18 protein-coding genes are annotated in these 13,855 nt (G+C 53.2%); 12 read left to right on the plus strand and 6 right to left on the minus strand.

Features of this window, described 5'->3' with window-relative positions:
- Positions 1-2: 2 nt before the first annotated feature.
- From ACKF11_RS05275 to ACKF11_RS05285, 3 genes are read right to left on the minus strand one after another with little or no spacing between them, the layout of a single operon-like run.
- A complete protein-coding gene (locus ACKF11_RS05275; RefSeq protein ID WP_407996231.1) occupies positions 3-545 on the minus strand; it encodes a DUF2878 domain-containing protein in 543 nt (180 codons plus the stop codon).
- Position 546: 1 nt separating this feature from the next.
- Positions 547-1,596, minus strand: a complete 1,050-nt coding sequence (locus ACKF11_RS05280) for a cyclopropane-fatty-acyl-phospholipid synthase family protein (RefSeq protein WP_407996232.1) — start codon at positions 1,594-1,596, stop codon at positions 547-549.
- Positions 1,597-1,633: 37 nt separating this feature from the next.
- Positions 1,634-2,236, minus strand: a complete 603-nt coding sequence (locus ACKF11_RS05285; protein WP_407996233.1) for a TetR/AcrR family transcriptional regulator — start codon at positions 2,234-2,236, stop codon at positions 1,634-1,636.
- 128 nt (positions 2,237-2,364) lie between these two features.
- Between ACKF11_RS05285 and ACKF11_RS05290 the strand changes: the two genes are divergently transcribed.
- From ACKF11_RS05290 to ACKF11_RS05315, 6 genes are all read left to right on the plus strand, one after another.
- Positions 2,365-2,859, plus strand: coding sequence for a chalcone isomerase family protein (locus tag ACKF11_RS05290; RefSeq protein ID WP_407996234.1), 495 nt, complete (start codon positions 2,365-2,367; stop codon positions 2,857-2,859).
- Positions 2,859-4,136 (plus strand): NAD(P)/FAD-dependent oxidoreductase, encoded by a 1,278-nt coding sequence (locus ACKF11_RS05295; protein ID WP_407996235.1) that lies wholly within the window; start codon positions 2,859-2,861, stop codon positions 4,134-4,136. The genes ACKF11_RS05290 and ACKF11_RS05295 overlap by 1 nt, the downstream gene beginning before the upstream one ends.
- The gene (locus ACKF11_RS05300) at positions 4,129-4,959 is read left to right on the plus strand and encodes a DUF1365 domain-containing protein (protein WP_407996236.1); all 831 of its coding nucleotides are present in this window, start codon (positions 4,129-4,131) and stop codon (positions 4,957-4,959) included. Before ACKF11_RS05295 ends, ACKF11_RS05300 begins: the two co-directional genes overlap by 8 nt.
- The gene (locus ACKF11_RS05305) at positions 4,943-6,163 is read left to right on the plus strand and encodes a class I SAM-dependent methyltransferase (RefSeq protein ID WP_407996237.1); all 1,221 of its coding nucleotides are present in this window, start codon (positions 4,943-4,945) and stop codon (positions 6,161-6,163) included. Before ACKF11_RS05300 ends, ACKF11_RS05305 begins: the two co-directional genes overlap by 17 nt.
- A 13-nt stretch (positions 6,164-6,176) precedes the next feature.
- Positions 6,177-6,692: a chalcone isomerase family protein gene (locus ACKF11_RS05310; RefSeq protein WP_407996238.1), complete on the plus strand. Its 516-nt coding sequence runs from the start codon at positions 6,177-6,179 to the stop codon at positions 6,690-6,692.
- A gap of 198 nt (positions 6,693-6,890) precedes the next feature.
- Positions 6,891-7,199, plus strand: coding sequence for a hypothetical protein (locus tag ACKF11_RS05315; protein ID WP_407996239.1), 309 nt, complete (start codon positions 6,891-6,893; stop codon positions 7,197-7,199).
- 101 nt (positions 7,200-7,300) lie between these two features.
- Here the strand turns inward: ACKF11_RS05315 and ACKF11_RS05320 are convergent, their stop codons facing one another.
- Together ACKF11_RS05320 and ACKF11_RS05325 are read right to left on the minus strand one after the other, a co-directional pair.
- Complete coding sequence (locus ACKF11_RS05320) at positions 7,301-7,837, minus strand: glycine zipper family protein (protein ID WP_309565852.1); 537 nt, start codon at positions 7,835-7,837, stop codon at positions 7,301-7,303.
- Between the two features lie 14 nt (positions 7,838-7,851).
- Positions 7,852-8,202 carry a hypothetical protein gene (locus ACKF11_RS05325; protein WP_407996240.1) on the minus strand — a complete coding sequence of 117 codons (351 nt, stop codon included), beginning with the start codon at positions 8,200-8,202 and terminating at the stop codon, positions 7,852-7,854.
- Positions 8,203-8,546: 344 nt separating this feature from the next.
- On the opposite strand from ACKF11_RS05325, the gene ACKF11_RS05330 reads away from it, so the two are divergent.
- Positions 8,547-8,957, plus strand: a complete 411-nt coding sequence (locus tag ACKF11_RS05330) for a MerC domain-containing protein (RefSeq protein ID WP_407993371.1) — start codon at positions 8,547-8,549, stop codon at positions 8,955-8,957.
- A 176-nt stretch (positions 8,958-9,133) separates the two neighbouring features.
- The gene (gene gnd / locus ACKF11_RS05335; RefSeq protein WP_407996241.1) at positions 9,134-10,645 is read left to right on the plus strand and encodes an NADP-dependent phosphogluconate dehydrogenase; all 1,512 of its coding nucleotides are present in this window, start codon (positions 9,134-9,136) and stop codon (positions 10,643-10,645) included.
- Positions 10,646-10,667: 22 nt separating this feature from the next.
- On the opposite strand, the gene ACKF11_RS05340 is transcribed toward gnd, so the two are convergent.
- Entirely contained in the window at positions 10,668-10,913 is a 246-nt protein-coding gene (locus tag ACKF11_RS05340; RefSeq protein WP_407996242.1) for a hypothetical protein, read from the minus strand.
- 206 nt (positions 10,914-11,119) lie between these two features.
- Between ACKF11_RS05340 and ACKF11_RS05345 the strand changes: the two genes are divergently transcribed.
- From ACKF11_RS05345 to ACKF11_RS05360, 4 genes are all read left to right on the plus strand, one after another.
- Positions 11,120-11,242 (plus strand): hypothetical protein, encoded by a 123-nt coding sequence (locus ACKF11_RS05345; protein WP_309565856.1) that lies wholly within the window; start codon positions 11,120-11,122, stop codon positions 11,240-11,242.
- Between the two features lie 121 nt (positions 11,243-11,363).
- A complete protein-coding gene (locus tag ACKF11_RS05350) occupies positions 11,364-11,771 on the plus strand; it encodes a PsiF family protein (protein WP_407993374.1) in 408 nt (135 codons plus the stop codon).
- 158 nt (positions 11,772-11,929) lie between these two features.
- A complete protein-coding gene (locus tag ACKF11_RS05355) occupies positions 11,930-12,664 on the plus strand; it encodes a dienelactone hydrolase family protein (protein ID WP_407996243.1) in 735 nt (244 codons plus the stop codon).
- A gap of 190 nt (positions 12,665-12,854) precedes the next feature.
- Complete coding sequence (locus ACKF11_RS05360; RefSeq protein WP_407996393.1) at positions 12,855-13,835, plus strand: restriction endonuclease; 981 nt, start codon at positions 12,855-12,857, stop codon at positions 13,833-13,835.
- The last annotated feature ends 20 nt before the right edge of the window (positions 13,836-13,855 follow it).

Below are 13,855 nucleotides of genomic sequence, written 5' to 3' on the forward strand. Positions count from 1 at the left end.
TATCAAGGCTCCTGATCAGTTGCTTTAAGCGAGAAACCATCGTATCGACGAGCAAGATACAGTCCGAAAGGCATAGCAAGGCTCCAGTTGATGGCAATCGCCATTAATGCCCACTCTCCGTGCAAGTGAATCGCCCCGAGTTTTTCTCCCGCTTTATAGGCTAATGCAGCACCCACAGCGCCCAATATGACACCAAGCCAGTAATAAGGTTTAAGCCAGCGCAGGCTGACATTCAATGTTGTGGCAAATAATATCCACAGACATAACATCCATGGAGGTAACCACGCCCCCGGCCACACACTTGCCGGGAAAGAAACCAGCTGCAAAGCAAGCAATAACTGGTCAAGCAACGCGCCAGTCAAGGAAAACAGCACGATTAACTTAAGTTCTACCTGCCATTGTGTTGCTTGATGGAAATGCCATGACAACACAACCATCATGACTAGCAAGGCAATCCATGGCAGATGATTTGCTGCACCATACACACAGATAAACCAGCCCACCTGGAAGAGCACAAAGTTCTGTACCACCAAGCTACGCGGCATATTAGTTTTGCACTGGCTGACGTTCAAACAGGTAATGACTTACCCACCACTCCTGCCCATTGTCATAGCCAAACAACTCGGCACATGACATATAGAAAATACGCCAGCGGTTAAACCATCGCTGTGCGTCCTCGCCATAAGTGTCGCGAAAAACCTGCATGATGGATGCGCTATTGGCATCCATTTTTTCCAACCAGGCATTAGCAGTTTTCTCGTAATGCCCGCCATTCCAACGCCATTGCTGCACGATCTTGAGATGCTGCTGGAAATGCAATGGCAAGGCATCGCTAGGCATCATGCCACCTGAGAAGAAAAGCTCACTCATCCAATCATCATTGCTTTGTGCGACAAAAGCATAAGGCGTGAGCCGGTGCACAAAGATATGCATGAAAAACCTACCCTGTGGCTTGAGCCAACCAGCCAGGCGTTCGAACATGACTGCGTAATTGCGCATATGCTCGAACATCTCTACAGAAACAATACGGTCAAATTGCGCTTCAGCAACGAACTCATTCATATCCGCAGTCAGCACACGGATATTGCTCAACCCAGCCAACAAAGCAGCCTTCTCAATGTATTGTCGCTGGGAATGGGAATTTGAAACCGCAGTAATACGACTGGAGGGAAAACGGCGAGCCATATACAAGGTGAGTGAGCCCCAACCGCAGCCTAACTCCAGGATATCGTGACCATCTTCAATTTGGGTATGGGCAACTGTTTCCGCCAAGGCTGCTTCCTCGGCAGCGTTCAAGCTGGCAATGCCTTCAGGCCAATAACAACAACTATATTTAAGCTGCCTGCCCAGGCTTTTAACAAAAAACTCGCTGGGTAATTCGTAATGTTGATCGTTGGCTAGCTTAGGCAGCAAGGCAATAGGTGCCTGCCGCATCTCCTGCAAAAAGTCATGCTGCAACACTACACTGGCTGCAACATCATGTGCCTTGACCTCATGCAACCTGGATTTGAGTAGATGACGAATGCCAGCACGGATCAAGCTGTCAGGCATATGTCCCTGCTCAGAAAGCTCTATTGCATACTTGATCAACTGCATCGTGTCTCTCCTAATCGCCTATTGGTTGCTTCACATATCACGTTGACTGCAAGCCGTTAAAACACGTGGTGACAATCGCATCAACAATTTCGTCATCAGTAAATGCCCCTCCCATCTTGAGGAAATCCGTCACCGGATCGCATGGACGGGCATAAATCGTGTACAACACTACTTCACTTGGCAGCCTGGGATTGATCTGTCCAGTTTGCTGTGCGGCAAGAATCCAGCCACCCAGTATTTCCGTCAGCTGCTCCAGCTTTTGTACATAAGGCTCGTGACGCATCATGAACTCATGAATACTGGAGCGAGTAGAAGGCAATGTTGGCATGCGCCCTTCCAAGTGCTCGCGCACACTCCAAGCCACCAGCATCTTAAGGTTGTCAAAAGGCGTATCCTCATTGGCACGCTCGACAACCACATCCAAAGTACGCTCCAGCAGCCGCGTCATCGTCGCAGCAGCCAGCAATTCCTTGGAGTCAAAATGCTTATAAAGGCTGGCTTTCGAAATGCCCACCTCCTGCGCAATCTCATCCATGGTCATCATGTCAAAGCCCTTACGCGCCAATGAGCTATCCACAACATCAAGGATAGCGCTCTCGCGTAGCGCAAACTGCCGCTCTTTCAAACTGGGTTTTGTCATCTTACTCACGCTCTAGTACCTACTATTTTGAGCAATTATATACCAAACAGTCATTTTGTAAACTGATTAGTTTCAATTTTAAACTTTTATGTTATATTTGAAACCAATCAGCAACAATCGAGACACCCATGCAGGCAATCCAGGACTTCTTCAGCAGTCAGAATAGCGACAATAGCCTTGAATGGCACATGCAGGGCTCCGGCGTCCTCACATGGAGCGTGTTCTCGATTTATCGCGCCACGCTATGGACGGCAGGCCCCTTGAAACTGCACAACAATCAACCAGCCAATAGCGCTTTTGCCTTGCAATTCGAATACCTGCGCAATGTAAGTGCAGACTATATTGCTGAAGCTAGTCAACGCGAGCTTTTAAGATTGGCTGAACATCCCGAGCAACTAGTGCAATCCTGGATGCAGGGGCTACGAGAAATATTGCCGGATGCAGGACGTGGAGACCTGCTGTGGATACTGTTTCGCCCCGCACTTGATGTAGGTTTTTATAAGGATGGGCACCGTCTAGGCGAAATCGTTGATCCTGCATTCTGCCAAGCTTTTTCAGGCATCTGGTTTCATGAGAATTGCCACAACCCGCGCCTGCGCAAACAGTTGCTGAAGGAAGCATAATGACAAACCGTCACAAAATTGCGGTAGTCGGCTCGGGGATTTCTGGATTGGCCTCAGCCTGGCTGCTCGCACGACAACATGATGTCACCTTGTATGAAGCCAACCATTATTTTGGTGGCCATACCAACACTGTAGATATCACGATTGACAACATTACAGCACCCGTTGATACCGGCTTCCTGGTGCACAATGACCTCACTTATCCCAACCTGATTGCGTTGTTCAACCACTTGGGCATCCAGACACACGAAAGCAACATGACGTTTTCTGTCGCGGTAGAGTCGGCAGGGCTTGAATGGGCTGGCACCGATCTTGATAGCGTATTCTGTCAGAGACGTAACCTGTTGCGCCCACGCTTTTGGTGGATGCTCAAAGATATCCTGCGCTTCAACCGTCATGCGCAAACCTATTTAAATAGTATTCCCGATGAGCATTACACCCTGGGTGCACTGCTGGACCAACACGGATATGGCAATACCATGCGCGAATGGTATCTGCTGCCAATGGCAGCGGCTATCTGGTCATGTTCAACGCAGTCAATTGAGGCGTTTCCTGCCGCGACTTTCCTGCGCTTCTGTCTCAATCATCGTCTCTTGCAGATCAATGACAGGCCACCATGGAAAACCGTGCTTCATGGCGCCAGGGAATATGTAAATAAAATGCTGGCAGGCATACCAGATGCACGCCTGAATTGTGCCGTTACCGCAATCAAACGTACCCCTGAACAAGTCGAGGTTCACACTGCTCAAGGTATTGAGCATTTCGACCATGTGGTCCTGGCCTGTCATGCCCCCACCAGCTTGAATATATTGGATTGTGATAGCGAAGAACGCAAAATATTGCGTGCATTCCACACCCAGCCTAATTTGGCAGTGTTACACATGGATGCATCATTGTTGCCAGTCAATCAAAAGGCCTGGGCTGCCTGGAATTACACCATGCCAGTACGCCACCGCCCGCAATATCCAGTGACAGTGAGCTATCTACTCAATCGCTTGCAGCCATTGCCGTGGCATCAGCCAGTGCTTGTGACCCTTAACCCGCATGTTGATATCCAAGAGGACAAAGTACTGGCGCAATTCGAGTACGCTCATCCCATCATGGATGCCGCCGCAATTGCAGCACAACGTGCCTTGAATGACATCCAGGGCCGCAACCGTGCTTGGTTTTGCGGCGCATGGAGCGGATATGGTTTTCATGAAGATGGCTTGAAATCGGCATTGCGCGTCGCCCTGGCTCTAGGCGTGGAACCACCATGGCAGGCTGTATATGACTGAGGCAGCCTCAATATGGGTAGGTGAAGGCCAGGTCATGCATACAAGGACACGCCCGGCTCACCATCATTTTATCTACCCGGTATTCTGCCTGCGTATTCCCTTGCGCCAACTCGCCACATTGCGCACGCAAAGCCATTGGCTGTTCGGCATCAATCGCAGGCGCTTGTTGTCTTTTCACGAGCGAGATCACGCAGACAAGCAACCACATGGACAAGGCAATTTGATTGGCTGGCTGGAAGAGCAATTATCGGCAGCTAATATGACATTACCAACAGGTGAAATCTGGCTGCAAACCATGCCCAGGGTATTGGGATATGTCTTCAATCCAGTCAGCTTTTGGTATATGCATGACCAAGAAGGTGGCCTGCGTGCCATTCTCGCAGCAGTTAACAACACATTTGGCGAACATCACCAATATTTACTGAGCGCTGAAGATCATGGCCCGATCACGTCAGATACACCATTGCTGTGCCGTAAGGCTTTCCATGTCTCGCCATTTTGCAACGTAAGTGGACACTATCGCTTCCGTTATCATGGCCATGGCAACCGTCATTTGATGGCCATTGATTACTTTGATGACGATGAGCATACGCAACCCTTGATTGCCACTTCAATTTGTTGTCAGTACAAGCCTGCCACCCAACGTAACTTATTCATGGCATTTTGTCGTATGCCCTTGCTCACGTTAGGTGTTGTCTTCCGCATTCATTGGCAAGCATTGCAACTATGGCTCAAGAAAACACCGTTTTATCGTAAACCAGTCCCTCCGTTCAATTCCCTGACCCATAACCAGAGGAAACATGGCAATGAAAAGCAAGTCTAGCCGCGCCCTTGCCCTGCAAAGCACACCACGGCTTCCCCTCACCGGCCAGCTCTTGTTCAGTATGCTGGAAAAACTGCAATACGGCAGATTAAGTGTTACTACTCCGGAAGGATGGACACACAGCTTTGGTAAGCAGTCAGGCGGGTTAGATGCCGAGCTTCACATTCATGACTGGCGCGCTGCCCGCCTGATCATGGGTCAGGGAGATATCGGCTTTGCTGATAGCCTGCGACAAGGTTGGGTAAGTAGCAGTTGCCTACTGTCTTTGTTCCGCCTTGCTATCCAAAACCAGCAAGCACTTGAACAAGCAATTCATGGCAAATGGTGGGCCTTGCTGGTGCGCCGGTTTACTCATTTATGGCTGCGCAACAATAGCCGCGCGGGCAGTCAACGCAATATTCAGGCGCACTACGATCTTGGCAACCATTTTTATCAGCTATGGCTAGACGCCAGCATGACCTACTCCGCTGCCTGGTTTGGCGATCAGCCAGATCAGCCACTGGAGCAGGCACAGCATGCCAAATATCAGCGCATCCTTGATGAACTCAATGCACAGCCAGGGCAACAGATTCTAGAAATTGGCTGCGGTTGGGGTGGATTTGCTGAATATGCCGCAAAGCGTGGATTACGTGTCTATGGCATCACCTTGTCGCCAGCACAGTTGGCGTTTGCCCAACAACGCCTGCAAACGCAAGGCCTTGACCATTTAGTCAGCCTGAAGCTACAGGATTACCGCGATCTTCAAGGCGAGTATGACCATATTGTCTCCATCGAAATGCTGGAAGCCGTAGGGGAAGCGCATTGGCCTACTTATTTCAATATCCTGCAACGCAGCCTGAAAACAAATGGTCGCGCTGTCATCCAGTGCATTGATATTGCTGATGAGCACTTTGACCACTATCGCAGCAGTACAGACTTTATCCAGCAATTCATTTTTCCCGGTGGCATGCTGCCTAGCCCCTCCATATTGCATCGCCAAGCCGACAAAGCTGGCCTCAAGATCGCCAAACAACAATCCTTTGGCCTGGATTATGCCGCCACCTTACGTCGCTGGCACAGCGCATTCATGTCACAACTGGCAACCGTACATGAACAGGGATTCGATGATGCTTTCGTCAGACTGTGGGAGATGTATTTGAAATATTGCGAGGCAGGCTTCATGGAGCACCGCACTGACGTCAAATTATGGACACTGCACCACTGAATGGAGAAACCATATGCGGACTTTGTTATTGGGATTATTGTTACTCAGCAGCCTAGCAAAAGCTGAAGAGGTACCCGCATACATCGTTACCGACATTCCACAAGCAACCTTGGTGGGACAAGGCGTGCTACGTTGGTTTGGCATCAAGGTATATGAAGCGAAATTATGGGCTGCGCAGGGACATTACGATGCGGCCAGTCCGCATGCCTTGCAATTGATTTATGGCCATGATTTTTCTGCCAAGAACCTAGCAGAGGAAGGCGCAAAGCAAATGCGCCAACAAGGTGTTGAAGAGTCACATGTCACGCGTTGGATTCCAGTGATGCAACATGCATTTACTGATGTTAAGGCGGGCGATAGTCTTACCGCATTACTATTGCCCGACCAGAGCTTGCGTTTCTTCAGCAATGGGCAAGTGACAACAACAGTGAAAGACCCAGAGTTCAGCCGCCATTTTCTTGATATCTGGCTAGGTAACAAAACCAGCGAACCTAAATTGCGACTGAAACTTCTCGGTCAATCACCTTAATAAAAATAGCGCTAATGCACTCCAGCATCACCTGGAAAGCAGATCAATCGCACTCAGTATGACATACGTTGCCGGGTCATACACCACGTTATATCCCTGATAGTAACCAATCACATATCCTGGAGGAGGAGGTGGCAAGGTACGCAACACATGCACAGGTACCGGTGTGATATGGGGCCTGTAGGCATGCTGCATGACATGACCTGGCACAAAATATGGTCGATGATGATCATGCGCAATCACCTGCAGATGACGATGATAATTGTCACGCAATCGAAGTCGGTCACCATCCCGGAAATGATAATGCACATTCTGCACAATCATAGGACGCTGACCGCGATCCCAACGCCTGTCTTGCTGCCGGTACTGCCGGTCGCCATGACCACGGTCATGGCCTCTATCCCAGCGCTGCTCCTGACGCTGCCCCCGATCATGCCTGTCGCCCCGGTCCGCATAGGCGGCCGTCTGGCCGAGCATGCTGGCAATCAATACCATGCCAAGGACTGACCAAAGTCTGTTTTTATTCACCTGTTTCATACTGTCCTCCTGATCCTGCGTTCTCGAACGCGCTGTCTATCCCCGATACATGCAAACAACTTGAAAATGTTCTATTCCCGGTAATCCGGCGGTACGCCTGCCGACAACGGCTCGCCGCGATATCCCGGCGGCGGGGGCGGAGGCGGCACGCTGCGGCGCACAGGGGCCGCCTGCTCGCGAACCTGGGCCAGCCTGCCCGACACCGCCACCTTGTGCCCCTTGGCGTACATGCATTGCGTATAGGCATTGTCGTAACGCGCTTGGGAAGCCTGGTAAGAGTCCGCCGCCATGCCGGTACCAGCCATGGTGCCGACCAGCAAACCGGAACCCGCGCCGACGGCAGCCCCTTCATGCCCGCCGACCGCGGCGCCGAGCAAACCGCCCACCACCGTGCCCACTGCGGCACTCGTCACTGCGCTATCCTGGGCCGCGGTCTTGGCAGAGCCGCTTTGCTCCAGGCCGAACTGGCGGCAAATGCCGTCGTCATAGCGGAATTGGTCGAAACTCTTGGTGCTGCCCGGCAGAGCCATGCGACTCGGGCCGTCCGGGGGCAAGGTGGCGCAGGCGCTCAACAACAGCAACGGAATCAATGCGGCAACGCGTTTCATGATGCTTCCTTCCATTACCGTGCCGGCTGCGGCGCAACCTTTTGCCAGCCCGCAGGGCATTCCTTCACGTAGGGGTAGTAGCCTTCCGGCTGCTTACAGTAATACCAATACCCGCTATCCGCCGCCTCGGGCGCGGCGCTTTGCTGCGGAACCTGCTCGATGTAGACCGGCGGCGGCACGGGCGCCGGCGCGGGGGCGACGATCACGGGCGGGTAATAGGGATAGGTAGGCACTGCGTAGTAGGGGCGCGGATAATAGGGCCCCCAGCCGGGTCCATAGCCTGGGCCAAAATAAAACCCGATATTGGGGCCTCCGCCATGACGGTGCCCGCCCCGCCATGGGTCAGCCTGGGCACTGACGCTCATCAGCAAGCTGCCGGTCAGTGCCAGAAGTATCATCGACCGTTTAGAGATTGCCACCATACACCTCGCTTCGTCCCTTGTTTGGAAAGTAAACGTAAGACTGGCAAGGCTGAGCCTAAGTTTGTAGGGCCAGTGTAAAGTTAGGTAATTCTGGGTAAACAATCCCCTGACAGTCATATCCCAGCCAGCAGGCTCTTTTCTCAGTCGGCTGACTGGCAGACACGGCAGGCAAAAAACAACCACAGGCTGAGAAAAACCGCCGGTTCCCCGTGTCATAAAATTGCAACACAGTTGCTCCATGCCACGCATTGGGCTAGAATCCACATTCGTTAACCTCTGCAACTGTGGTGCACATCATCCGCCTCACCGATCCAAAATTCCTTAGCTGGGACAAATTCGGCAATTTCGTCTCGCTGCTTTGCCTGATCCACTGTACCGTGCTGCCCTTGATCGCCATGATCCTGCCGCTTTCCGTGTTCCTCGATGAGGCTGTGCACGTCTGGCTGTTCATTGCCCTGCTGCCCGCAGCCATTTTCGGCGCATGGTCGGGTTTGCGCCATCACGGCGATGGCAAGCCCAGCCTGTTGCTGGCCGCCGGGCTGGCCTTGGTAGGCGCCGCCGCATTCGTGCCCATGAACACCGCTGCCGAAATCGCACTGACGATACCGGGCAGTTTGCTCCTGATCGCAGGCCATACCCTCAACCGCCGTCTCAAGCTCATTTCCCACCTCGCCGGCACAAGCCCGGCAAACCCATAAAAACCATCACAATTTCCAAAATTCCCGGAACTTTGGCTTTGAAGGTTTTTCCATAAAGGTCTATAGTCTGGCTTGGGAGCCGTTTTACAGAGTTGTATATTTACCGAGTTATATATGCTCGCGCGTTGGTTTTGGCTCTCGTTTCTATCCACCCTAATTAACAAGAAGCAATCATCATGAGTACAAATACCGCAGATATTGGCCTCATTGGTTTGGCAGTCATGGGGCAGAACCTAGCACTCAACATCGCAGATCACGGCTACACGATCTCCGTTTATAACCGCGACCCGGAAAAAACACGCAAATTCATCGCCCACTGCAAGGACAACGAGCCTTCCGCCGGCAACCTCAAGGGCTTTGAAGACCTCGCCACCTTCGTATTGAGCATCAAGCGTCCCCGCAAGATCGTATTGCTGGTGAAAGCCGGCAGCGCAACCGACGTCACCATCAATGCATTGATCCCGTTCCTGGAGGAAGGCGACATCATCATCGATGGCGGCAATGCACTCTGGACGGATACCATCCGCCGCGAGAAGGAACTCAAGGCCAAGGGACTCGAATTCATCGGCTCGGGCGTATCGGGCGGCGAGACCGGCGCGCGTTTCGGCCCGTCGCTCATGCCCAGCGGCACGCGCAAGGCATGGTCGTCCTTGGAGCCGATCTGGCGCGACATTGCTGCCAAGGTAGACCCGCGCACCGGCAAGCCTATCGAGGGCGCCGAGCCGGGCAAGCCGTTGCAGGGCGGCTTCTCCTGCGCCGAGTACATCGGCCCCGACGGCGCGGGACATTACGTCAAGATGGTGCACAACGGCATCGAATACATCGACATGCAGCTGATCTGCGAAGCCTATTGGCTCATGAAGAATCTGCTCGGCATGCGCGCAGACGAAATCGGCAAGGTATTCGAGGAATGGAACAAGGGCGAGCTGTCGAGCTTTCTGATCGAGATCACCGGGGACATCCTGCAGCAGAAGGACCCTGCCGGCGACGGCTTTCTCGTGGACAAGATCATGGATGCCGCAGGGCAGAAGGGCACCGGGCAATGGACCGCCGCCAACGCGCTTGAGCTGGGCTCCCCGGCCAATGCGATCGCCGCGGCCGTGTTCGCGCGCGCATTGTCGACAGTCAAGGATGAGCGCGTGGAAGCCAGCGGCATCCTTAAGGGGCCTGCAATCAAGCTGGAATCCGACCGCGAGAAGCTGATCGAGGCGATCCGCAATGCCTTGTATTGCTCCAAGATCTGCGCCTACGCCCAGGGCTTCCAATTGATGGACAAGGCCCAGGTCGCTTACAACTGGAAGCTCAACTTCGGCGAGATTGCGCAAATCTGGCGTGGCGGCTGCATCATCCGCGCCCGTTTCCTGCAGAAGATCACCGATGCCTATGCACTGGATTCACGCCTGAAGAACCTGATGCTGGACCCTTACTTCACCGAGGCGCTAGACGAAGGTCAGGAAAGCTGGCGGGAAGTGGTATCGCTCGCCGTGCGCAACGGCATCCCGGCCCAGGCGTTCTGCGCAGCGCTTTCCTACTACGACGGCTACCGCAGTGCGACATTGCCTGCCAATCTGCTGCAAGCGCAACGCGACTACTTCGGCGCCCATACCTACGAACGCACAGACCAGCCACGCGGCGAATTCTTCCACACCGACTGGCCTGAACCGGGACGTCCTCAGTTCAAGGTGTAAACACGACTTAAGACGGGAAGTTTCAACTCCCGCCTTTCAATACTGTGGCAATCGCCCGCAACTCCGTCTTGGGATCGGCATACTCCTCATATGCGTGCGGAGTCCGCCGGTACCAATAACGGCTGTTCCACTCGTCGCCCTCAATCTTGTGCAGCACAGCATGGATCCAATGCGCAACCACCTCGTTGGAATCCTGCGCAATCTCATGGGCAGCATCCCAATCGTCATTTAATGCCAGCTCCACGGCTTGTAGCAATGACTGCTGCATGGTCTCACCCTCCGTCAATCAACGACTGTATTTATGTGGATTTTGCAGGGCGGATGACATTCCCCGCAAGGGTTTAAAGCCTTGATCTCCCTCCGTATTGATGTTTTTCCAACGCCGATCCATGTACGCGTTTCGTCGGTTGGCACGGCACCGGTTTTCGGATCACATCATTGTCATACTGTCGAGGGATGATGGCGAGGAATTTCATGAATCAGGAAACCGCCATGCAACTCCTCAGCCAGCCCCTGCTGCGCCTGGCCAACGCCCTGGCGCTGGGCGTCATTTACGTGCAGCATACCTTGATGGACATTGTGGAAGAATTGTCTTAGTCAACAATTGTCATTTCACCGCTCCACAGCGACCCCGTGGGTGGAATTGGCAGTAAGATAGGCATTGCAGTTCCCAACAAGCCAGGACTTGGCTCAACTACCCGACGAGGAGACCTTTGCAATGAAACCGCTCATCAGCGCCCTGTTGTTATCTATCCTCTGTATCAGCACCGCCCAGGCCAACCCGCAGCAGGACAAGATGAAGTCCTGCAATGCCGAGGCTGCAGCCAAGAGCCTGAGCGGTGACGCCCGCAAGGACTTCATGAAATCGTGCCTGTCCGCCACCGCCGATACGCCGGCCAACACCCAGCAGGAGCGCATGAAGTCATGCAACGCCTCCGCTGGCGAAAAGAACCTCAAGGGCGACGAACGTAAGGCGTTCATGAAGAACTGTCTGTCCGGAACGCCTGAGCTAGCCGGCAATTCCCAGCAACAGAAAATGAAGAGCTGCAATACCGAGGCAGGCAAGAAAAACCTGAGCGGCGACGCTCGCAAGGATTTCATGAAGAGCTGCCTGTCCACCAACTAACCCGCCATCCAGCCAGCCCCGGCGCCTGTTCAATGCCGTTTCCGGGGCTGGCCTGCCTGATTTGCCCCGCATCCGCTTGATATCCCTGCATGAATTGCGCCTGGCGCGATAGAATATAGGCAGCCATTGATAATTTATTTTGTGGGAGGAGCCACGTAATGCTGATTCAAAGCCATACCGTCGACCTGGAGACCCCAACCGGCACCATGCGCACCTATGTGCATCGCCCTGCCGGCGAAGGCCGTTTCCCTGCGATCCTGTTCTACTCCGAGATATTCCAGCAGACCGGCCCGATCGAGCGTGCCGCCCGCTTCCTGGCAGGCCACGGCTATGCTGTGCTGGTGCCGGAAGTCTTCCACGAACTCAACCCGATCGGCACCGTGCTCGCCTACGACGATGCGGGCCGCGACAAGGGCAATGCCGACAAGTCGGCCAAGGACGTGCAGGGCTACGACAGCGACAACCGTGCCTTGATCGAATGGACCAAAACGCAGCCCTGGTTCAACGGCAACATTGGCGCCGCAGGCTTCTGTATCGGCGGCCACCTGGCATTCCGCGCCGCCCTGCAACCTGAAGTCAAGGCTACCGCCTGTTTCTACGCGACCGACCTGCATACCCAGGTCATCCCCAACAAGCCGGGCCAGCACAGCATGGAGCGCCTGGCCGACATCAAGGGCGAACTGCTCATGATCTGGGGCAAACAGGACAACCACATCCCGACCGCAGGCCGCGTGCAGGTGTACCAACAATTGACGGACGCAGGCCTCAGCTTCACCTGGCACGAGTTCAACGGCCAGCACGCCTTCATGCGCGACGAGGGCGAACGCTACGACCCGCAGCTTGCCGCCACGGGCTACCAGCTGGCCTTGCAGCTGTTCAGCAATACGCTGTAAGCAAAACTCAAAACCGCAGCTTCATACCTGCGGTTTTTTATTATCTGCATTTTCCAATTTGATCATCGTCTCTAACCCCGACAAGCTGCATATTCGAATCCCATACTTGCGGCCATTTGCAAATCGATAACTGATAAAATCAAACAAAAATTAAGGTAGGCTTAACCACGGGAGAAACAGATTGGCAAGAATGTGGATGATACGGGGAGATGGCGGAAGCCTTTACGAGGCCTTCAGAGAAAACAATATCGCCGCAATCGGTTGGAGCCAATTCGCACAGCATGCAAAACCCGGCATTTCCCGCAAGCAATTAATTGCCCTTTACGAACAAATAGAGCCTCACGCAAAACCAGGCACCATTATTTCTGGCGCATCGCAGGTCTGGCGATTTGTGAATGAAATCAGTGTCGATGACTGGGTTATTACCTACTCTCCCATCAATCGCACTTACCTAGTCGGAAAAATTCTCAGCCAGTCTGAATATCGCCAGGACTTGGCAGATCAAGGCATGGCCTTGGTGCGCCAAGTAAAATGGCAAGCTCAAGAATTGGCACGTGATGATTTAAGCACGCCAAGTAAAAACAGCCTCGGCTCGACCATGACTGTTTTTGAAGTTCCTGCAATAGTGACAAACGAAATCCTCGGAATATTGCAAGGCACATCTCAACCCACCGAAGCTGCAACAGATGACATCATTGATGACCCGCTTGCAGATATTGACTCCCAAGCCCTTGAGCGAATCAAAGACCTGGTCAATAAGCTGGATTGGGATGAAATGCAACAACTCGTTGCAGGCATCCTGCGCGCCATGGGCTACAAGACCCAAGTATCGCCACCCGGCTCTGACCGGGGCAAGGATATCGTCGCCTCACCAGATGGTTTTGGTTTTGAGCACCCACGCATCGTCGTAGAAGTTAAACACCACAAAGGACAAATTGGCAGCCAGGATATTCGCAGTTTTCTGGGTGGCCGTCATAAAGATGACCGAGGCCTGTATGTCAGTACAGGTGGCTTCAGCAAAGATGCTCAATATGAAGCTGATCGGGCTGCCATCCCTTTAGCCTTGTGGACATTGGACCATGTAGTGCGAGCGCTGACGGAGCACTACGACGCTACCGATGCTGAAACCAAACGCATCGTTCCTTTAAAACGCCTGTATTGGCCCGCCTGAGTTAAACCATTATTCAATAG

This window comes from Methylobacillus draconifructus (assembly GCF_045984385.1).
GTDB lineage: Bacteria > Pseudomonadota > Gammaproteobacteria > Burkholderiales > Methylophilaceae > Methylobacillus > Methylobacillus flagellatus_A.